The 19,060-nt window shown below is 43.5% G+C and carries 20 protein-coding genes and 3 pseudogenes; 16 read left to right on the forward strand and 7 right to left on the reverse strand.

The genetic code is table 11. The features are described from left to right. Both ACH0QE_RS22300 and ACH0QE_RS22305 read left to right on the forward strand, forming a co-directional pair. Positions 1-426 (forward strand): annotated as a pseudogene (locus ACH0QE_RS22300) (NADP-dependent phosphogluconate dehydrogenase); the annotation flags it as partial. Positions 427-568: 142 nt separating this feature from the next. Continuing rightward, positions 569-1,312: an alpha/beta hydrolase gene (locus ACH0QE_RS22305; RefSeq protein WP_415802630.1), complete on the forward strand. Its 744-nt coding sequence runs from the start codon at positions 569-571 to the stop codon at positions 1,310-1,312. Positions 1,313-1,511: 199 nt separating this feature from the next. On the opposite strand, the gene ACH0QE_RS22310 is transcribed toward ACH0QE_RS22305, so the two are convergent. Further along, positions 1,512-2,246 carry a TIGR02206 family membrane protein gene (locus ACH0QE_RS22310; RefSeq protein WP_415802631.1) on the reverse strand — a complete coding sequence of 245 codons (735 nt, stop codon included), beginning with the start codon at positions 2,244-2,246 and terminating at the stop codon, positions 1,512-1,514. Positions 2,247-2,463: 217 nt separating this feature from the next. On the opposite strand from ACH0QE_RS22310, the gene ACH0QE_RS22315 reads away from it, so the two are divergent. Next, positions 2,464-2,667: a zinc ribbon domain-containing protein gene (locus tag ACH0QE_RS22315; RefSeq protein ID WP_102263505.1), complete on the forward strand. Its 204-nt coding sequence runs from the start codon at positions 2,464-2,466 to the stop codon at positions 2,665-2,667. Positions 2,668-2,856: 189 nt separating this feature from the next. Here the strand turns inward: ACH0QE_RS22315 and zwf are convergent, their stop codons facing one another. Next, complete coding sequence (zwf, locus tag ACH0QE_RS22320) at positions 2,857-4,323, reverse strand: glucose-6-phosphate dehydrogenase (protein ID WP_415802647.1); 1,467 nt, start codon at positions 4,321-4,323, stop codon at positions 2,857-2,859. 290 nt (positions 4,324-4,613) lie between these two features. Between zwf and rnz the strand changes: the two genes are divergently transcribed. The 5 genes and pseudogenes from rnz to ACH0QE_RS22345 all read left to right on the forward strand — a co-directional run. Next, on the forward strand, positions 4,614-5,543 hold the full coding sequence (rnz, locus tag ACH0QE_RS22325; RefSeq protein WP_415802632.1) for a ribonuclease Z: 930 nt from the start codon (positions 4,614-4,616) through the stop codon (positions 5,541-5,543). A 17-nt stretch (positions 5,544-5,560) separates the two neighbouring features. Further along, complete coding sequence (locus ACH0QE_RS22330; protein WP_415802633.1) at positions 5,561-6,109, forward strand: histidine phosphatase family protein; 549 nt, start codon at positions 5,561-5,563, stop codon at positions 6,107-6,109. A 92-nt stretch (positions 6,110-6,201) separates the two neighbouring features. Further along, a complete protein-coding gene (locus tag ACH0QE_RS22335) occupies positions 6,202-6,486 on the forward strand; it encodes a hypothetical protein (protein ID WP_415802634.1) in 285 nt (94 codons plus the stop codon). Positions 6,487-6,575: 89 nt separating this feature from the next. Further along, positions 6,576-6,962 (forward strand): annotated as a pseudogene (locus ACH0QE_RS22340) (ArsR/SmtB family transcription factor). Positions 6,963-7,342: 380 nt separating this feature from the next. Continuing rightward, positions 7,343-7,606: pseudogene (locus ACH0QE_RS22345) on the forward strand (SAM-dependent methyltransferase); the annotation flags it as partial. A 284-nt stretch (positions 7,607-7,890) separates the two neighbouring features. Here ACH0QE_RS22345 and namA read toward each other — a convergent pair. The 3 genes from namA to proC form a co-directional block, all read right to left on the reverse strand. After that, on the reverse strand, positions 7,891-8,913 hold the full coding sequence (gene namA / locus ACH0QE_RS22350; protein ID WP_415802635.1) for an NADPH dehydrogenase NamA: 1,023 nt from the start codon (positions 8,911-8,913) through the stop codon (positions 7,891-7,893). A gap of 80 nt (positions 8,914-8,993) precedes the next feature. Further along, a complete protein-coding gene (locus tag ACH0QE_RS22355) occupies positions 8,994-10,142 on the reverse strand; it encodes a glycosyltransferase (RefSeq protein ID WP_415802636.1) in 1,149 nt (382 codons plus the stop codon). A gap of 57 nt (positions 10,143-10,199) precedes the next feature. Beyond that, positions 10,200-11,045: a pyrroline-5-carboxylate reductase gene (proC, locus tag ACH0QE_RS22360; RefSeq protein WP_415802637.1), complete on the reverse strand. Its 846-nt coding sequence runs from the start codon at positions 11,043-11,045 to the stop codon at positions 10,200-10,202. Between the two features lie 555 nt (positions 11,046-11,600). Between proC and ACH0QE_RS22365 the strand changes: the two genes are divergently transcribed. From ACH0QE_RS22365 to ACH0QE_RS22380, 4 genes are all read left to right on the forward strand, one after another. Continuing rightward, positions 11,601-12,566 carry an MBL fold metallo-hydrolase gene (locus ACH0QE_RS22365; RefSeq protein WP_415802638.1) on the forward strand — a complete coding sequence of 322 codons (966 nt, stop codon included), beginning with the start codon at positions 11,601-11,603 and terminating at the stop codon, positions 12,564-12,566. 11 nt (positions 12,567-12,577) lie between these two features. Then, positions 12,578-13,369 carry an SDR family NAD(P)-dependent oxidoreductase gene (locus ACH0QE_RS22370; RefSeq protein ID WP_415802639.1) on the forward strand — a complete coding sequence of 264 codons (792 nt, stop codon included), beginning with the start codon at positions 12,578-12,580 and terminating at the stop codon, positions 13,367-13,369. 130 nt (positions 13,370-13,499) lie between these two features. Further along, positions 13,500-14,021: a sigma-70 family RNA polymerase sigma factor gene (locus tag ACH0QE_RS22375; RefSeq protein WP_415802640.1), complete on the forward strand. Its 522-nt coding sequence runs from the start codon at positions 13,500-13,502 to the stop codon at positions 14,019-14,021. Beyond that, on the forward strand, positions 14,014-15,360 hold the full coding sequence (locus ACH0QE_RS22380; RefSeq protein ID WP_415802641.1) for a DUF4179 domain-containing protein: 1,347 nt from the start codon (positions 14,014-14,016) through the stop codon (positions 15,358-15,360). Before ACH0QE_RS22375 ends, ACH0QE_RS22380 begins: the two co-directional genes overlap by 8 nt. Before the next feature lie 44 nt (positions 15,361-15,404). On the opposite strand, the gene ACH0QE_RS22385 is transcribed toward ACH0QE_RS22380, so the two are convergent. Next, positions 15,405-15,596 carry a YqzH family protein gene (locus ACH0QE_RS22385; RefSeq protein WP_415802642.1) on the reverse strand — a complete coding sequence of 64 codons (192 nt, stop codon included), beginning with the start codon at positions 15,594-15,596 and terminating at the stop codon, positions 15,405-15,407. Between the two features lie 228 nt (positions 15,597-15,824). Here ACH0QE_RS22385 and ACH0QE_RS22390 point away from each other — a divergent pair, with 228 nt between their 5' ends. After that, positions 15,825-17,084, forward strand: a complete 1,260-nt coding sequence (locus ACH0QE_RS22390) for a DNA polymerase thumb domain-containing protein (RefSeq protein WP_415802643.1) — start codon at positions 15,825-15,827, stop codon at positions 17,082-17,084. Positions 17,085-17,102: 18 nt separating this feature from the next. Then, a complete protein-coding gene (locus ACH0QE_RS22395; RefSeq protein ID WP_415802644.1) occupies positions 17,103-17,441 on the forward strand; it encodes a YolD-like family protein in 339 nt (112 codons plus the stop codon). A gap of 75 nt (positions 17,442-17,516) precedes the next feature. Here ACH0QE_RS22395 and ACH0QE_RS22400 read toward each other — a convergent pair whose 3' ends face one another. Continuing rightward, positions 17,517-17,741 (reverse strand): CDGSH iron-sulfur domain-containing protein, encoded by a 225-nt coding sequence (locus ACH0QE_RS22400; RefSeq protein ID WP_415802648.1) that lies wholly within the window; start codon positions 17,739-17,741, stop codon positions 17,517-17,519. A gap of 141 nt (positions 17,742-17,882) precedes the next feature. Between ACH0QE_RS22400 and ACH0QE_RS22405 the strand changes: the two genes are divergently transcribed. Continuing rightward, positions 17,883-18,212, forward strand: a complete 330-nt coding sequence (locus ACH0QE_RS22405; protein WP_415802645.1) for an iron-sulfur cluster biosynthesis family protein — start codon at positions 17,883-17,885, stop codon at positions 18,210-18,212. A gap of 85 nt (positions 18,213-18,297) precedes the next feature. Continuing rightward, positions 18,298-18,843 (forward strand): hypothetical protein, encoded by a 546-nt coding sequence (locus tag ACH0QE_RS22410; RefSeq protein ID WP_415802646.1) that lies wholly within the window; start codon positions 18,298-18,300, stop codon positions 18,841-18,843. Positions 18,844-19,060 lie beyond the last annotated feature (217 nt).

The raw sequence follows: 19,060 nt of genomic DNA on the forward strand, positions 1-19,060 counted from the left end.
AGCAAAATTTGTTCTTACGCACAGGGATTCGCACAAATGAGAGCGGCGTCTGAAGAGTATAACTGGGATTTGAATTATGGCGATATCGCGATGATCTTCCGTGGAGGCTGCATTATCAGAGCGCAGTTCCTTCAAAAAATCAAGGAAGCATACGACCGCGACCCGGCATTAAAAAACCTGCTGCTTGATCCATATTTCAAGGAAATCGCAGAAAGCTATCAGCAGTCGTTACGAGAAATTATCTCAGCTGCTGTCATGAACGGTATTCCAGTGCCAAGCTTCTCTGCTGCACTTTCATACTTTGACAGCTATAGAACAGAAACGTTGCCAGCCAACCTGATTCAGGCTCAGCGCGATTATTTCGGTGCCCACACATATCAGCGCATCGATAAAGAAGGAATCTTCCACACTGAATGGATGGAATAAGAAAGCAGCACAGCGGACTTATGTTCGCTGTGTTTTTTGTTTTTATGGAAGGTGAAATTGAAGTTTTTTAAATGCAGGAAGGGTTTTCAAAAGCTCCAGTCGAAACCTTTAATGGATGGTATTTAAGAATGGAGGTTAGAGCATGTCAGAAAATTATCCAGTTCTTGAAGGCGCAGAACCGTTTTATTTTGAAGGGAATTCTGCAGGTATATTGGTATCTCATGGTTTTACCGGCTCTACACAAAGTATGCGGCCGCTGGGTGAGGCATATGCTGCTGCGGGTTATACCGTTTGCGGACCGCGATTAAAAGGTCATGGTACACATCATGAAGACATGGAACAAACAACATATCAAGATTGGATCGCATCGGTAGAAGAAGGATTTCAATGGTTAAAAGAGCGTTGTGATACGATATTTGTGACTGGCCTGTCAATGGGCGGGACGCTGACCTTGTATATGGCTGAAAAACATCCAGAAATCAGAGGGATTGTCCTGATCAATGCGGCTATTGATATACCGGCAATGGAGCCGGTCCTTCAGCTGGAAGGGACAAGATTCCTGGATGCCATTGGTTCCGACATCAAGAAGCCAGGAGTGGTGGAGCTTGCCTATGAAAAAACTCCGGTTCAATCCATTAAAGAAATATTGCCATTTATGAAAGCAGTAAAAGAAGATCTATCGAAGGTTTCATGTCCAGCCTTAATTTTTGTTTCGGATGAAGACCATGTTGTCCCGCCAGATAATTCTCAAACGATCTATGATGATATCAGTTCAGAAACAAAAGAGATCCATCATATGAAAGAAAGCTACCACGTGGCTACCCTGGACAACGACCAGCAAATGATCATTGATAAAACGCTTGAGTTCATTAAAATACAACTTTAGAAGCTACGTGAATGTCCTACAGCTTGTGGAGAAGCTTTCGTCCACAAGCTTTTTTATTTCTTTAAAATTTCGTAAACACTTCAGTTCTTATTGAAATGTGCATTTGGATGTTCCTAAAGATATATGTGTAATTACTTTAATTGAGTGATATGTGCCCTGTCAGGGGAAGAAAGGAAAAAATGGATCACATAAAGAAGTTTCATGATTCTGAATAAGAATTGTTTCTCTCTCCTCTTATCCAGCTTCGCAAACAGAGCCATACAATTAAACTTAAAAAGACCAATAAACTTTCCAAAGATATAATGTACCATGGATAAGGTCCAAGTAAATCCATGAAGCTAGGACTTTTTGGTTTATGGCGTAAAAACCAATAGTTTCCGTCAGCGACCTTATTAATGAACAGAATCACTGGCAACAGCAGATTGATAAATAGAACAACTTTTAATACAGAACTGAATGTTGGGTAATAGCCTCTTGCCCATAGGAAATAAAGGGTTACCCACACAATCATCAGATGTGCATAGAAAAAGTGAAAAAAACGGAAATGGGGAAAATCATAAGTTAATGCAGGTGTGATGATGGCTTGTGTTGCCCCTAATAAAGCAATGAAAAATAAAAGCTCGAAATATATCTTCTTCCTGGTCAATAATAATCCAATCGCGAGCAGAAGACCTATATTGCATAATTCCAGGGGCATCGACCGACCTAATTTCCAGACAGCATGCTTGTACATCCAAAGATGATTGGTGATCTCAATCAAGATTAATGACAATGCTGTTACCAGCTCTGCTTTCCTCCATTTTTCATCTCTTAAATTTTTTCGATTAGCAAAAATGAAAGTATTAACTAAAACACAGATAACCAATATTGTATAATGACTCGCAGAAAACATATCGAAATCGAAGTCTTTATTGCTGTGGCCAAACCACTCCATGTTTTCACCTCTAGTCTGTAAATAGAACAAACATAAGTTATCCCTTTTAGGTTTCTTTTATGTAGACTCTTTTCGTAAACTTGGCTGCTTACACAAACTGAGGTATGACGAGTTTTTATACATTCCAATTCAGAACCACTCATAACAGCAAAAAAGTGAAACCAATTTTTACCTGAATCGTAAATGTTATATAGTCTAAAAAAGGGAGATGGAATAGATGAACGGAAATGGTTGTATTAAATGCGGCAGCACAGATGCAGGGCAGAAGGATGTGGCAATGACGGGAACGGGCTTGTCCAAGATGTTTGATATCCAGAATAACCAGTTTACCGTCGTTTACTGCAAGAATTGCGGATACTCGGAGTTTTACAATAAAGATGCATCTGCAGGTTCTAATATCCTTGATTTGTTTTTCGGATGAACATAAGAAAAGCACAAGCGTCTTCGTCAGCCCCGACAAGCACTGGAGGTCCTGACAGTGAAGTCGTTCTTTGACTCTATTGGCAGGACCGAAGCGACTCTAGGTGCTAGACAATTCTCGAAGTGAGAATCTATACTTTCTTATCCTTAAAAAAATCCCGCCTGTTGCCAGGGCGGGATTTCAATTTATTTAGCATTTTTCTACATCGATTTCAGTGATTGGCCACCAGAAGAATCCATCTTGTTCTAGCAGCTTGTCTGCTGCGTCAGGACCCATGGAACCTGATGCATAGTTAGGGAAACTTGGCTCTTTTGTGTTTTCCCATACAGCTGAAATATTATCAACGAAGCTCCAGGATAATGCGACTTCATCCCAATGTGTAAAGTTCGTTGCGTCGCCGCGCAATGAATCGTAAAGAAGCTTTTCGTATGCTTCCGGTGTGTTCAGCCCATCAATGCCTTTATTGGCATAATTCAATTTTACAGGTGTAGCGTCAGTACCCTGGCCAGATTTCTTGGCGTTCAAGTGAAGCGTGATTCCTTCTTCAGGCTGGATATGAATAACAAGAAGATTTGGATTCACCGTTTTTTCCGGCTGGTAATACAGATCCATCGGGATATCTTTGAATTGGATCACAATTTTAGTTGACTTAGCCTTCATTCTTTTTCCAGTACGGATATAGAAAGGAACTCCAGCCCAGCGGAAATTATCAATCATCAGCTTACCAGCGACAAAAGTCTCCGTATTGGATTCAGGATTGACCATTTCCTCCTGGCGGTATGCAGGGACGTCTGTTTCATTCATGCTGCCTTTGTCATATTGGCCGCGAACAAAATATTCGTTGACTTCCTCGCCTTTTACAGGACGGAGAGCACGGAACACTCTTACTTTTTCTGAACGAATTTCATCGGTCGTCAGCTTGATCGGCGGTTCCATCGCAAGCAAAGAAACCATCTGCAGCATATGGTTCTGGACCATATCCCTTAGAGCGCCGCTTTTCTCGTAATATCGTCCGCGTTCTTCGACTCCAAGCGTTTCGCTTGATGTTACCTGGATATTGGAAATGTAACGGTTATTCCAGAGTGGTTCGAACATCGCATTCGCGAAACGGATTACCTCAATGTTTTGAACCATTTCCTTGCCAAGATAATGATCAATCCGATAGATTTCATCTTCAGAAAAAGCTTTACGAATTTGCTTGTTCAACACTTTTGCGGACTCAAGGTCATGCCCGAATGGCTTTTCGATGACAAGGCGCTTGAACCCGGGTACATCGGTAAGCTTATCTTTCTTTAAATGCTCAGCTATTGTTCCAAAGAATTCTGGAGCCATTGCAAGGTAGAAAATTCTATTGCCATTAAGTTCATAGTGGCTGTCCAGTTCTTCTGCAAGCTTTCCAAGAGCAAGGTAAGAGCTTGAATCAGTTACGTCATGTGAATGATAATAAAACTTTGAGACGAACTCGTCGATGTCAGCTTCTGTCTCTCCATTTTCCTTCACAGATTCTTTTACTCTCAGCTGGAATTCTTCATTTGAGAGTGAACGGCGGGCAACGCCAACAACCGCGAATTTGTCCAGTTTCCCTTTTTCAAATAAATTAAAGAGGGAAGGAAATAATTTACGGTTTGCCAGGTCTCCCGTAGCCCCGAAGATCATGATTAAAGCTGTTGGTTTTTCGGTTTGTGCCACAATATAGAACCTCTCTTTTATGTGAATTTAAAAGTATGTATAAAAAACACTCTACAAATACAAAATTTTATCCCTTTCGAGAACAATTAGCAACTGTTTAAACCGTACTTAGTTTTCTTCCAATTGCATGGAACTATCCGCGCATGAGGTAAACTCAGCGTTTGGTTTAGATGAATAATGACTGTTGTGATATATTGAAAGGAATAATACCTGCCTGCAAGGATTGCAGGCATTTTGTACGGGAGGATGTCAAGATTATGGATGTGTTTTTTCTTGGAACAGGGGCGGGCGTACCAGCCAAACTGAGAAATGTGACCTCAATCGCACTGAAATTACTGGAGGAGCGGGGAACTGTTTGGCTGTTTGACTGTGGGGAAGCAACCCAACATCAAATTTTACATACAAGCATAAAGCCGAGAAGGATTGAAAAAATTTTTATTACACATCTGCACGGAGACCATATATATGGACTGCCTGGGTTGCTGTCGAGCCGTTCCTTCCAGGGAGGAGAGTCGATGGTTACGGTGTATGGGCCTCCGGGGATTAAAGAATATATTGAAGTATCTTTGAAAATTAGTAAATCTTACTTGAAATACCCGATTGAAATCATCGAACTGCAGGAAGGCGTCATTTTTGAAGATGAACAGGTTATCGTTGAAACAAAACTTTTGGAGCATGGAATTCCTTCATATGGGTACAGAGTAAAGGAAAAGGATCGTCCAGGTACGCTTCTCGCCGACAAGCTTCAAGCCGCAGGGGTTAGGCCAGGACCTGATTACAGGAAAATCAAGAATGGTGAAGAAGTCATATTGGACGATGGAACTGTCATCGATCCTGCTGAATTTGTCGGTCCCCCGCAAAAAGGAAGGGTTGTCACGATCTTGGGTGACACCAGAATTTGTGAAAGTGCTCAACTGCTTGCCCAAAATGCAGATCTTCTCGTTCATGAAGCGACTTTTTCAGCAGATGAAGGTACACTTGCCTATGAGTATTTCCATTCGACCACTCTGCAGGCCGCAGAAACAGCCTTGAATGCTGGTGTGAAAAAACTGTGTCTGACCCATATTAGCTCCAGGTATGACCGCAATGATTGGAAGGAGCTTGAAGCAGAAGCACGAACAGTGTTTGCCAATACTGTTGTCTCAGAAGATTTTATGGAAATTTCCGTACCTTATGAACATGACTGAAAAAAGGGGTGTCTTGATTGAAAACAATCTATCTTGTACGTCATGCAAGTGCGGCTGGCCAGCCTGTAGACTCTCCACTGACTGAACAGGGCAGGAAACAAGCGCTGGCGCTAGTTGACTTTTTCAAACGAAAAGAAATAGATATCATCTATTGTAGCCCTTTTAAAAGAGCCGTCGATACAATTAAACCTCTTTCTGATTCAAGGAGGATAAGAGTACTAGAAGATGACAGACTTGGAGAAAGAGTGCTGAGTACGGTCAATTTTGAGGACTGGCGTGATAAGCTAAAGCAAACCTTTGAGGATTTTGACCTTGTTTTTGAAGGAGGAGAGTCCCATTCAGCTGCGATGAATCGTGCGAAATCACTGATTGAGGATTTATTATGTTTTGAACATGACCACATTTTACTAGTCAGCCATGGTAACATGACCACATTGCTCATGCGGTATTTCAATGAAAGTTTCGGATACGACTGCCTGATGGAAATGACGAATCCGGATGTATTCGAACTTGTCGTTTCTAGTGAAAAAACGATGCTAAATCGAATATGGGATGACCGAATTTAGAGTCTTTTAGTTTAAAAAAGTACCCAGAGGGAATTGGAAAGTGGTGGAACCATTTCCATCAAACCAACAACACGAATACTGGGGGAATTAGTATGGATTTTTTGCTATTATTCGGTCTTCATCTATTTATCATGGGTTCACTTGTTCTATTGTTTAGTGGCATCATCACCTTTCTTTTCCCAAGGTTGCATTTTCTCATCACGATTTCACTATTTGGAGCAGCTGGATTTTTATATGCCGTCATCTTTGAAGTGATGGATCTTGCGATATTCGCAGTTTTCTTCAATATGATTCTATCTTTGACCGCTGTTGGCCTCGTCAAATTGGGATTTTACTTCAAGAAAGTTGCCGAACGCCAGGGTGAGAAAATAGCCTAACTGTTAAAACCAGGAGATCTCCTGGTTTTTTTATTTTGTTTGACAATCAAACAGTCGTTTGAATAAGATGCAATCAAAAGATCATTTGAATGAATGGGGTGAGCAAATTGAAGGAGCAGGATGTCTGCCAGATCGATTGCGTCCATGACGATAAAGTGGAACAGGTGTCTGCAGAACTGAAAGAATAAAATACCTCTGCAACAGCAAAAATTTTCAAAGCTTTATCAGATGAATCTAGGATTAAAATCGCATACTCACTATATGTAGGGAATGAGCTTTGTGTTTTTGATGTAGCTGCAGTCGTCAACTCGTCCACAGCAACTGCTTCACACGATTTGAGGCTGTTGAAAAATCTTGGATTCGCTAAATATCGCAAGGAAGGAAAGCTTGTTTATTATTCACTGGTCGATGACCATGTAAAGCAATTGATTCACCTGGCGTTTGAACATCAAAAGGAGATGGATTTGAATGACTGAAGCAGCGCAATCTGGCGAGAAAACAATATATCGGGTACAGGGATTCACCTGAGCTAGCTGTGCCGGAAAGATCGACGAGAACGTAAAGCACCTGGATGCTGTTTTTGATGCAAAAGTTAATTTTGGCGCTTCCAAGCTGACTGTTTTCGATGAAGCCTCCATTGAAGAACTGGAGCAAGCTGGTGCATTTGAGAACCTAAAGCTTTATCCGGTTAAAGCAGAGTTTATCCCTGAGAAAAAGAAACCGTTCTGGCAGGAAAACTTTACGGTATTGATCAGCCTTGTGATGATCATTGCCGCGTATTTTTTCCAGTTTAATTTTGGCGAAGAAAGTTTGCTCGCCATGCTATTATTTTTAGGAGCAATTACAGCTCGATTTCACTGATGGTGCCTTTGATTATGTTGTTGGAAGTTTAATATTGTCAGTAGTTCCTGACGGCAGAAAGGCATTTGGTGAGAGGGTAAGAGTTTGCCGCAAGGATGGATTGGTATTGGTATTCGATAAATTTGCTGAGCCGGGGAAAAGCTTATCCATTTTTAAAAAGGCTATTAGGCATGTGATCAAGGTCTTTGGAACGGATATCGGTGTATCTTTTGAGAAAATCTCCGAAACGCAAAAGACAAATGTTAGGCTGGATTTCTGATGAAGGAGTCATGTTCAGAAATATGTACCGCAGGATTTTGCTGAAGAAAGTTCTGTAACGCCCCGGCTTGCTCGCTGGGCTTTTTCAATTTCTTTTTTTAGGACAGCTTTTTGAATCACAACGACCCAATATTATAGATATCGACCACTTTTTGAGATATATCAGCGGATTCTCGAATATATCGACCACATTTTGAAATATATCAGCGGATTTTTTAATATATCGACCAGATAGGATAGAAGAAAATACTAAAGCCGGCACCTACTGAAGTGCCGGCTTTAATATTAGAATATCCATCCTCGTTCATATTGTTTTGGAGATTCGATACTTGTTCCAAGCTCCTTAGCTGCTGTCCTCGGCCAGTATGGGTCACGCAGCAGTTCCCGGGCGATGAAAATCAGATCAGCGCGGTCATTCTGCAGGATTTCTTCTGCCTGGATTCCGGTCGTGATCAATCCAACAGCGCCAGTAGCCACATCGGCTTCATGCTTGATTTTTTCAGCAAATTTCACCTGGTAGCCTGGATATGCATGGATTCTTGCTGGTACGACTGCGCCTGAGCTGACATCAATCAAGTCAACTCCCAGTTCTTTTAGCGATGCGCCAATCGTTACATAATCATCGACAGTCAACCCTTCTTCATGATAATCATATGCAGAAACCCGGACAAACAGAGGTCCATCCCACACTGTTTTAACCTCTTCAAGGACTTCCCGGAGGAATCGGAAGCGATTCTCGGCAGTGCCGCCGTATTCGTCCTCTCGTTTATTCGTAAGAGGGGAGAGGAACTGGTTGATTAAATATCCATGTGCAGCGTGAATTTCGATCACATCGAAGCCAGCAAGTTTTGCCCTTTCGGCAGCCAACCTGAACGCCTCGACGGTTTTCTTGATTTCTTCTATCGTCATCGCCTTTGGTTCTTTATACTTTTCATCGAAAGCTATAGCAGATGGGGCGATGATTTCATCACGCAATGCTGCTTTCCGTCCGGCATGTGCCAGCTGGATACCAGCTGCAGCACCGCTCTGCTTGATTTGTTCAGTCAATTTTGTCAGGCCAGGCACGTGCTCATCGCTCCAGATTCCCAGGTCCTGATGGGAAATCCGTCCTTGTGGTGTGACCGCAGTTGCCTCAATAATGACCAATCCTACCTGGCCGACAGCACGGCTCACATAGTGTGTCATATGAAAGTCCGTGACAAATCCATCTTCTTTTTCGCATGAGTACATACACATCGGAGCCATGACAATCCTGTTTTTTAGTGTCAGCTCTTTAATTTTATAAGGGGAAAATAATTTCTTTTCCAATCCAGAAGCCTCCTTTTATTTCGTTAACCAAAATATAATTCAAGTATAACAGGGCTTTCCGAGGAAAGGAAAAATTGTACTCATCGTATTCTGTTTTTTCTTAATTCCGCAAGTGTATACTTCGTGCCGCGCCAAATGATGCCGCCTCTTTTAAAGGTCAAGTAGCTGGCCCTTAGGATGGAGAAAATGAACAGCAGGGCCGTGAAGGGCAGGACAAAGAACAGCCATGGCGAAAAGCGGGTCATTTTCTTTGTGACCATTACATAAAGCAAAGCCAGGAATACGAGATTAACAGCACTTAAAATGGCTACTGCCTGATTTTTTGAAAAAAGAGTGAAGAACGGCACGACCTGGGACACAAAGACACCGAACACCGAAAATAGCACCATGCTGATCCGGTAGTGAAGGCCGGCGAAGGTGTTTTTCTCAAGGCCAGCTAAGGCATCACTCAAGCTTTGGTACCATTCCACTTCTATGAGCGTCATCGCTGTGACAATCCGCTGTTTTAGACCCATGCGCTTTACCATCATTCCCAACTGCAAATCATCATCAGGGCGCATCTTTATATATTCATGAGTGCCGACTTTTTCATAGGCTGACCGGGTGATCATATTGAACGCTCCGATGCCGACCCCAGTCTTCGAACGCGGATTATTGCCAAGCCACGGTCTTTTATAGTAGGAAAAGCCAAACAAGAAGAACGCAACGAAGGCCTTCAGCCAGAATGGCTTTGCACTAAGGTTAGGGGCCGCAGTCAAATGATCGAGGCTGTGTTTCTCGAAATAGCCAATCGCTTTTGAAAAAGCCTCGGGACTATACAAAACATCAGCATCTGTAAATAAGATCAGCTTGCCTGTAGCGAGCTGGTAGCCTTTATGGAGAGCGTGGTTCTTGCCAAGCCATCCTTCTGGCAAACTCTCGATATGGATCACTCTGATTCTCGAATCAGAGCTTTTTAGGTTTTCCATCTTTTTACCGGTACCATCCTCCGATCGGTCATTGACCAGGATCCACTCGGTATTTTTATAGGTTTGCGCCAGCTGGGTGCGAATGCTTTGTAAAATATGTTCTTCCTCATTCCTGGCAGCCACGATTACGCTGAGGAGTGGTCCCCGGCCAGCAGCTTCAGCTTTTTCGAGGGATTCCAGTTTTCTGAAACCAATCAAGGCATCGATCGTTGCCAATATCCAGATGACCAAAGTTAAAGACAGTAAAATTACAAGCACCATGCACACGTCCCTGTTGTTTTTCTCCATTGTAGAGAAACAGGGGGCCAAAATGCAATTTTAGAGCGGGCGGTTTGCGGCTGCAAGTTCATTACCAAGCAGTTGGCCAAGCCTTTTTGATTGGGCTGTGGCTTCTTTGATGCAGGAGACGAAAGCGGTTTGAACGCCATGCTGCTCAAGAATGCTGATGCCTGCTTCGGTCGTACCGCCTGGACTGGTCACCTCAAAGCGGAGCTGGGCAGGCTCCTTATCCGACTTCGTCAGCATTTCCGCTGCACCCAGGAGTGTCTGGATAATCAGCTGCTTCGCGGTTTGCTTTTCAAGACCAATTTCGGCGGCGCTTTTCTCCATTGCTTCGACAAGGTAATAAATATAGGCTGGGCCGCTTCCGGATAGTCCTGTGACGGCGTCAAGCTGATATTCCTCAACGATTGTCGTCAGGCCGACTGTGTTAAAAAGCTCCTGCACCAGCATCTTTTGCGCTTCACTCACATGGTCGTTCACTGCCAGCGCAGTTGCCGATTTACCAATCGCAGCCGAGGTGTTTGGCATTGCCCTTGCAACGGCCAGCGATTTTTCCGCCGCTGTTTCAATTGCGTCAATTGAAACTCCAGCGAGAACGGAAATAACAAGCATTCCTTCAGATAAATAAGATTTGATTTCTTCGATCGCAGGTGCTGCATCCTTTGGTTTCATCGCCAGGACGACTGCATCCGCGTCTTTAAAAAGCATTCCTGAATCATATGTGGTTTTTACTCCATGTTTCTGTTCCAGTGTTTTCAATCTGTCAGTATCTTGTTTATTTGTGACCCAAATTTGCTCTCCCGGAAGAAGCCCGCTTGCCCCTATTCCGGAAATCATCGCTTCTGCCATCGAACCTGCTCCAACAAAAACAAGCTTCTTCATCAAGATCGCCTCCATAATATTTGTTTCGTTTTGTGTATTCTGTGCGAGACTGCTGTACGTTCAACAGAAAAACAAAAAGGCCCCTCATCCATAAAAGGACGAAAGGCCATGCTTCCGTGGTACCACCTTCATTCACTTCTTCGGCCAACGCCAAAAAAGTGCAGCTCAACACCCGTTAACGCCGGTATACGTCCAGGTTTGCCTGGCAGCTCGCAAGGTAGGGTTCAACATGAAGAGGGTTGCGGAGTCTTTCAGCCGGTGAACTCCACTCTCTGGCACCATTCCTGTCTACTCGTCTTGCTCAAATGCTTTTTTTAGATTTTACGAAATTTTAATAGTGATTATGCAAGAAAGACAACCCCTGTGTCAAGAGAAAAATGAAAAGTTTTTAGTTTTTTCTGTAAATAAAATGTGGAAATAATGACATTTGCCCGCTTTAAAGGTAAACTTAATTTTATATTGAAAAAATATCAGGGACTACAAAGTTGAATGATTTCTAGAACTAACAATCCGTTTATCTTATAGAAAAATAATGTTTTGGGGTGTATAGATAATATGGCTGAATGGAAAGATGGAATTGCCAAACTGACTTTGCCGACGCCTTTCCCGGTCGGTGATGTGAATGCCTATCTGATAAAAGGAGACAGCTTGACGCTTGTTGATGCCGGAACGAAAACAGAGGAGTCCTGGGAGTCGTTCAAATTCCAACTGGCTGAATTGAAACTAAAGCCAGAGGATATTGAGCAGGTTATCCTGACACACGATCATCCGGATCACGTGGGAATGCTGGACTATTTTTCACCAGGTCTTGACGTATATGGCCATCCGCTGAATGAAAGGTGGATTAACAGAACTCCAGAATTCGAGAAGGAGCATAAAGAATTTTATGAGAAATTCTTTTTACAACTAGCAATACCAGAGCAATATTATGTGCCATCGATGAAAGTAATGAAGAAGACATTAGTTTTTTCTTGTAATCGCTCATTGACTGGTACTATTCTGGAAAATGATATTCCGCCGGCACTGCCAGGTTGGAGAGTGATCGAGACACCGGGACATGCCCAGAGCCATATCGTGCTATTGCGTGAAAAAGACGGCACAATGATTGCTGGGGATACGATCCTTGCTGGAATCTCGCCCAACCCATTACTTGAGCCGCCGCTGCCAGGGGAAACTGACAGGCCGAAGCCATTGGTTCAATATAACTCGTCACTAAAAAAACTGCAGCAGCATCCGATTGGACTAGTATACACCGGACATGGAACGGAGATAACAGAATTGCAAAGCCTGATTGAAAAAAGGCTTGCACGCCAGCATGACCGGGCCATGCAGGTAAGGGGAATGCTTGAAGGCAGGGAGCTGACCGTATTTGAGATTTGCAAAATGCTCTTCCCGACAGTCTATGAACGTGAATTGAATTTAACCATCTCGGAAACAGTTGGCCAGCTTGATTATTTGTATTCCCTTGACGCAGTATCGGTCAGGGAAGAAGGAACATCCTTCGTTTATACAGCAAAATGAGGTGAAAGACAATGCCATCCTTAAATGGGAAAAATATAATTATAACCGGTGCCTCTGGGGGGATTGGGGCCGAGATTGCCAGGCTATGCGCGGCGCGCGGAGCGAATCTCGTCCTTCTGGCCCGGAGTATCGATAAACTTGAAAGTTTAAAAAAGGAATTACAATCAAAGTATGCCATCAATGTCCATGCCCAGCAGCTGGATGTGTCTGACCCCGAAGCAATCAATCGGGTTTTCTCAGAAGTGCTTACTGACATCCGCTACGTTGATATATTGGTCAACAATGCTGGCTTTGGTATTTTTGATTATGCACACGAAGCGAAAATTGAAGATATCAAAACGATGTTCGATGTCAATGTCGTCGGCTTGATGGCATGCACCTCGATGGTACTGCCTGCTATGAAGCAGCGGAGAAGCGGCCACATCATCAATATTGCTTCCCAGGCTGGAAAGATTGCCACACCGAAATCAAGTGTTTATTCGGCAACAAAGCATGCGGTGCTTGGTTACACGAACAGCCTGCGGATGGAGGTTGCTGATGACAATATCTTAGTCACCTCAGTCAATCCCGGTCCAATCGCTACGAACTTTTTTGAGGTCGCGGATAAACAGGGAACCTACGTGAAAAATGTAAAACGTTTTATGCTCCAGCCTGAATACGTGGCAAGGCAAGTAGTTAATCGCATGATGACAAGAACACGTGAAATTAATCTGCCGCGCTGGATGAGTCCTGGTAGCATTATCTATACACTGTTTCCTCGTACATTCGAACTTTTTGGCAAAAGAATTTTTAATCAGAAATAACTTAGTAGTAAAATCGATTTTTATCTTCCGAAGACCGCCTCGTAAAATTTTTGGCGGTTTTTTCAATTCTTTAAAACTTTTTTCCGCGTTCAATGTCTAATAGATAGAGACAAAGTCAGGGGGAGACATTTTGGAGCTTCAAGAACTCGTACAGAGAGCTAAGAAAGGCGACGAAACAGCATTTTACGAATTGATGCAACTTCATAAAGTACGCCTATACCGTATTGCCCTCAACTATCTGAAAAATAGCGAGGACGCAGTCGAAGCGCTGCAGGAGGTCACCTACAGGGCGTTCTGTTCGATCCGGAAGGTGAAGGAGCCGCAGTATTTTACGACTTGGCTGATAAGGATCCTAATAAACTACTGCAATGATGAATTAAAGAAGAAGAAGAAAATTCTCGTCAGCGATGATCTCATCAGCCTAATGGTCGCTGAGCACCAGTCCAGCTGGCTTGAGGTCGAGGAAGTCATCGGCAAACTTGATTCCAAAACGAGGCAGGTCATCGAACTGAAATACGTGCATGATTTTAAAATCAAAGAAATTGCCGAGATACTGGAATGTCCTGAAGGTACCGTGAAGACTTGGCTAAACAAAGGGCTGAAAGAGCTTCGCGGACAACTCGAAGATAAGGGGGGATTGGGCTATGCTTAATGCCGAGGAAAAAAAGCTGACAAAGGCTCAGGCGGCACTTGAGAATATCGAAGTTCCTAAACTCCAGCTGGATCAGGCAATCGCTGCCGGGATCAGCAAGGGAAAAAGGAAGCGGAAGAAAAACCTTTTATTCATGAGAACCTTTGCGTCAGCAGCAATCCTGGTTTTTGCTTTTACCGCGCTGCTGCGGACCTCGGAGACATTTGCTTCGTATGTCACTTCGATTCCGGGGATGGAGAAGATTGTGGAGCTTGTCCGCAATGACAAAGGACTGACATCCGCTATCGAAAATGATTTTGCGCAAAAAATCGGGATATCCGACGAACATGACGGCATCAAGATTACTCTGGACTCGGCGATTGTCGATGAACAAATGATGGTGGTGTTTTACAAGGTTGAAACTTCCGGGGCGCATAAAGAAGTTTCGATTGATAAATTTTGGCTGACCGATCACGAGGGAAAAGGTATCGAAGAAATAGCATTTTCTTATGACGGATGGTCAATCGATCCTCAGGATAAAGATAGGCTGCTTCAAGCTACCTTTGAATTCTATGGCAATAACCGCCCTGAAAATCTTAAACTGAGCATGGAGCTTAGTAAGGGCAGAACGGAAGAGGGCGAGCCTGTGCATAAGTTCGCTGATACATGGGTGCTTCCATTCTCGGTTGACAAGGATGCTTTCAAGGATAAAAAAGAAATCATTGATGTCAATGAAACAGTCGAAATTGAAGGGCAGAAGGTTATTGTAGAGAAAGTGTCGATTTATCCAACAAGAATAGGAGTGACAGTCCATTTTGATAAGGAAAATTCTAAGCAAATCTTCGCTTTCAACGATTTGAGGCTTGTCGATAAAACTGGCGAAGAATGGGCCGCTATCAATAATGGAACTACTGCCCGCCATATGGATGAGTTTACAAAGGAATATTTCCTGCAAAGTAACTTTTTTAAAAAACCAGAGGAGCTTTATCTCCGCTTCAATTCCTTGCGTGCAGTTGATAAAGACGAGGTAGAAATCATTGTCGATCCCAAGAAGATGGAAGTGCTGAAGGCTCCAAGCGACGGAAGATTGCTGAAGATCGACAGGGAGGAGAATCATTTGCTGTTCGCTTTCGAAAGAAATTCAAAAGAAGGGCCTAACCATGTTTCATTTGACCAGGCGGTTGATCAGAATGGAAAAGAAATCGGTGATGGTTCAGCTTCTTTCAGATGGAACGATGAAAGTCCTATGGAAGTTTTAATTCCTTATTTCGGGGAAGGGGCAGCACCCGGCCCGATTACCCTGAAGTTGAATGATTATCCCGCAACAATCAAAGGCGAAGCAAATATCAGATTAAAATAATCAAAGGCTGTCCTGTAGGGCAGCCTTTTCGATTCTGTGGTTTTTTATGTAGCTAAAAATTCATAAACCGCATCATTGATGATGTCGTGCAAATCCGCCTCAGGCTCCTCATTTTTTAGTTCCACAATCTTTTCATATATCTCTTCGAACTCCGCCTCGCCGAACGGCAGTGAATCACCATGCCGGTATTGCACGAAGCATTTCTGGACCATTTTGCGAATGAGTTTTTTATCCATGAAAAAAGCACCTCTCCACCTGATTATACTTGGAATTCCCTTGAAAACACCCACTCATAAAAATCTCCAGTCCTGGCATGACTCCCCATTTACACCTTAATTAAGTCAGTCACCCGGAAAATTACCATTGAAACCGAACGCATATTCGCTTAATATAGTGGGTATAATGAAACAGAACGGATGTTCTTATTATTGACGGGCACCCCTGGAGAAAAGGAGAAAAGAAACATGGTCGATTACAGCGAAATGCCGCAAAATAAAATTTTATGCGTGGACATGAAAAGCTTTTATGCGAGCTGTGCCGCCGTGATGCTTGGCCTTGATCCTCTTGACTGCTACCTGGCTGTCGTCGGGAATCTTGACCGCCCGGGAAGCGTCGTCCTCGCAGCCTCACCGCGTTTGAAAAAGGAGTTTGGCATCAAGACTGGATCACGGAAATTTGAAATTCCCGATGATCCGCGAATTATTGTCGTCGATCCGCAAATGTCAACATACCTGCGAATTTCCACAGAAATCTCCCGCGTATTCAATCGCTATGTACCAAAGGAAGCAATCCATACCTACAGTGTCGACGAAAGCTTCATAAAGGTGGACGGAGCTTCAAAGCTTTGGGGTGACGCTGCTTCAATCGCAAAAAAAATCAAGGATGATATTGAGCGCGAGTTCCAGCTCCCTTGCGCAATTGGGATTGGACCCAATATGCTGATGTCGAAGCTCTGTCTCGACCTTGATGCCAAAAAGAAGGGCATTGCTGAATGGACCTATGACGATGTCCAGACGAAGCTATGGAACGTCTCGCCGCTCAGGGAAATGTGGGGAATCGGCCGCCGCGTCGAGAAAACACTGAACAGCATGGGGATTTTTACTGTCGGCCAGCTGGCCCGCTATGACCTTGACAAACTGGAGAAAAAATTCGGCATCATGGGCAACCAACTATACTGGCACGCATGGGGAATCGATTTTTCAGATATCGGTGCCCCGATCATGGAAGGGCAGGTCAGCTTTGGGAAAAGCCAGATTCTGCTTCGCGATTACAAAGAAGAAGAGGAAATCAAGCATGTCATTCTTGAAATGTGCGAGGAAGTCGCGCGCAGGGCAAGAAGCCATGGGAAAGCAGGCCGGACCATCAGCTTCGGGATCGGCTACAGCCAGGATGAATTCGGCGGAGGCTTCCACCGCTCAAGGACAATCGAGGAGCCGACAAATATCACGATGGACCTGTATCGTGTCTGCCTCGAGCTTTTTGCCGAGAACTACACAGGAAAGACAGTGCGAAGCATTTCAATTTCACTCGGCAATCTCGTCACCGACAGCGAATTCCAATTAAATTTATTTGAAAAAAACGGCTGGAAAAAGAAAGAGCTTGGCTACGCAATGGACCGGATCCGCAGCCGCTATGGCTCGTCAGCCCTCTTAAGGGCGGTATCGTATACGGCAGCCGGAACAGCAAGGCATCGCGCCGCACTTGTTGGCGGGCATAAGGGTTGATAAAAGGAGGAGAGCAAGATGATTCGCGACCGCGGAAGAATTAAATGGACATCAATGATGCTTCCTGAACATGTCAAGATGCTGCGTGACTGGGCACAGGAGGATGAATATGAAAAGGAAAAGCAGCTGGATGAACAGCAGCTTGAACAATTGAATGAAACAATCCTCGAAGCGATGGAGTATAACCGCCCGCTCAGCATCACCTATTTTAGACAAAGGAAATATGAATTGGTGATCGGGAAAATCCATTATTGGAATGAAAATGGGCAGAAGCTCCATATTGTCGACAGATTCGAAGAAATCCATCGCATCGGGATTTCCCATATTGCTGATGTCAGGATAGCGGATGAATGGTAGTCGAGTCATGAGAAGCTCACTGGAAAGATCCCCGTAAAAAAAGAGCAATGGGGTGACCATTGCCCTCAAAACATATTATTCCGTTTCATCAGCTTGCGGCGCACGCACGACTGATTCGAACTTCCCTTTATGGGAAGCATCGCAGAATGGCATGTTTTTGCTCATGCCGCAGCGGCAAAGCGAGAAAACAGGCTTTGTTTCATATTTATTGCCGGCACCATCCAGCAATTCAACATCACCGGAAATCCTTAATGAACCATTATCATTCACCTTTATCGTTACTTTTGACAAAATAAGCACCCCTTTCAAATGTCACAATTATCTTTGATAGTAAAAGCTAAACAGAAAAATTGCAAGATTATTTTGAAACTGGTCAAGGGTTATAAAACCAAATAATGATCCTTGTATGGTAAAATGAAAAATCGGAAAGGGAGTGCAGTCATGAAAGTAAAAATCACCGAAGCAGCCTCAAACAAACTCCAAGAAAAAATTTCTGGAAAACATGGGTATGTAAAATTGAAATATGATATAGACGGATGCGGCTGTGCAGTAAGCGGGGTAGCTGCCCTCTGGTTTGAAAGCGAACATTATGAGGAAGAAAACAAGATAGAGACTGGCGGGATTCCGATTTACATGGAAAAAGCCAAAGAAGTCTTTTTTGATGAAGAGATGATCATTGATTATAAGGATACAGCAGGATGTTTCCAATTAAAGAGCCCGAATGAATATCTGAATCCAAGAATGAGCTTTCATGATAAAAGGAAGTTATAAGTTTACAAAAAATTGAAAAAAAGGTTAAATAAGAGAGAAGGGTGTAGAACTACATAGAAGTTTGATGAGAAGGCAGGGGAGAAAAATGGGGAAATTGTGGAGGTCAGCCATATTGATTTTGTGCATGCTTGTGCTGTCAGCATGCGCCTATAAGACTGCGGGAGAAGCAATCCAAAACGATATTCCGTTCAACATCAAACAAATTGTCCACAAGGAAAAAGTGGAGGATGGATGGCTCATCTTTTACACAACAGAGCAAAAAGAAGGCTCAAACACATTCGACGCACTGGCAGTAGCCTATATCAAAGGCAGCGAAAAAAGCGGCTGGGAAAATGCGGGGCATAACCACTGGACTTATTATAAAAATGATTTCATGATCCTGTATGCCGACACTTTCACAACCTTTAAAGAAGACGGAACATTGGATACGAAGATTCCCGTGATTTTTGGGAAAGTCGTGAATCCTGATATCAAAACCATTGAAGCTGCAGGACCAGATGGTAAGTTTACCAAAATAGAAATCTTTGAAAAAGAAAAAGAACGCTATTATTACGCTATTGGCGATTACAAGGAAGTCAGGGCACTTGACGCCTCTGGCAAAGAAATCGATCGCCAGGGAGAAAAACAGTAAAGAGGATTGGCTCGGGGGATGAGCCAATCCTTTTTTTGCGGTTAAGGAATTTATTAAATTATTGAGTTGTGGATAACTTCATGAAGTTATCTTAATCCAGCTCCAGCGCCTAGCCCCTCGAGTCGCTTCGGTCCGCCCAATGAAGTCAAAGAACGACTTCACCGGTCGGCCCTCCAGCGCTTGTCAGGGCTGAACGAGGCGCTTGCGCTTTTTGTTC

Source organism: Mesobacillus sp. (assembly GCF_047739415.1).
Classification (GTDB): Bacteria; Bacillota; Bacilli; order Bacillales; family Cytobacillaceae; genus Mesobacillus.

Excerpts from the sequence above, each read along its gene's own strand:
- ACH0QE_RS22305 (WP_415802630.1), top strand. The coding sequence starts at position 569 with ATGTCAGAAAATTATCCAGTTCTTGAAGGCGCAGAACCGTTTTATTTT.
- ACH0QE_RS22310 (WP_415802631.1), bottom strand. The coding sequence starts at position 2,246 with ATGGAGTGGTTTGGCCACAGCAATAAAGACTTCGATTTCGATATGTTT.
- ACH0QE_RS22315 (WP_102263505.1), top strand. The coding sequence starts at position 2,464 with ATGAACGGAAATGGTTGTATTAAATGCGGCAGCACAGATGCAGGGCAG.
- zwf (WP_415802647.1), bottom strand. The coding sequence starts at position 4,323 with ATGATCTTCGGGGCTACGGGAGACCTGGCAAACCGTAAATTATTTCCT.
- rnz (WP_415802632.1), top strand. The coding sequence starts at position 4,614 with ATGGATGTGTTTTTTCTTGGAACAGGGGCGGGCGTACCAGCCAAACTG.
- ACH0QE_RS22335 (WP_415802634.1), top strand. The coding sequence starts at position 6,202 with ATGGATTTTTTGCTATTATTCGGTCTTCATCTATTTATCATGGGTTCA.
- ACH0QE_RS22355 (WP_415802636.1), bottom strand. The coding sequence starts at position 10,142 with ATGGTGCTTGTAATTTTACTGTCTTTAACTTTGGTCATCTGGATATTG.
- proC (WP_415802637.1), bottom strand. The coding sequence starts at position 11,045 with ATGAAGAAGCTTGTTTTTGTTGGAGCAGGTTCGATGGCAGAAGCGATG.
- ACH0QE_RS22365 (WP_415802638.1), top strand. The coding sequence starts at position 11,601 with ATGGCTGAATGGAAAGATGGAATTGCCAAACTGACTTTGCCGACGCCT.
- ACH0QE_RS22370 (WP_415802639.1), top strand. The coding sequence starts at position 12,578 with ATGCCATCCTTAAATGGGAAAAATATAATTATAACCGGTGCCTCTGGG.
- ACH0QE_RS22380 (WP_415802641.1), top strand. The coding sequence starts at position 14,014 with ATGCTTAATGCCGAGGAAAAAAAGCTGACAAAGGCTCAGGCGGCACTT.
- ACH0QE_RS22385 (WP_415802642.1), bottom strand. The coding sequence starts at position 15,596 with ATGGATAAAAAACTCATTCGCAAAATGGTCCAGAAATGCTTCGTGCAA.
- ACH0QE_RS22390 (WP_415802643.1), top strand. The coding sequence starts at position 15,825 with ATGGTCGATTACAGCGAAATGCCGCAAAATAAAATTTTATGCGTGGAC.
- ACH0QE_RS22395 (WP_415802644.1), top strand. The coding sequence starts at position 17,103 with ATGATTCGCGACCGCGGAAGAATTAAATGGACATCAATGATGCTTCCT.
- ACH0QE_RS22405 (WP_415802645.1), top strand. The coding sequence starts at position 17,883 with ATGAAAGTAAAAATCACCGAAGCAGCCTCAAACAAACTCCAAGAAAAA.
- ACH0QE_RS22410 (WP_415802646.1), top strand. The coding sequence starts at position 18,298 with ATGGGGAAATTGTGGAGGTCAGCCATATTGATTTTGTGCATGCTTGTG.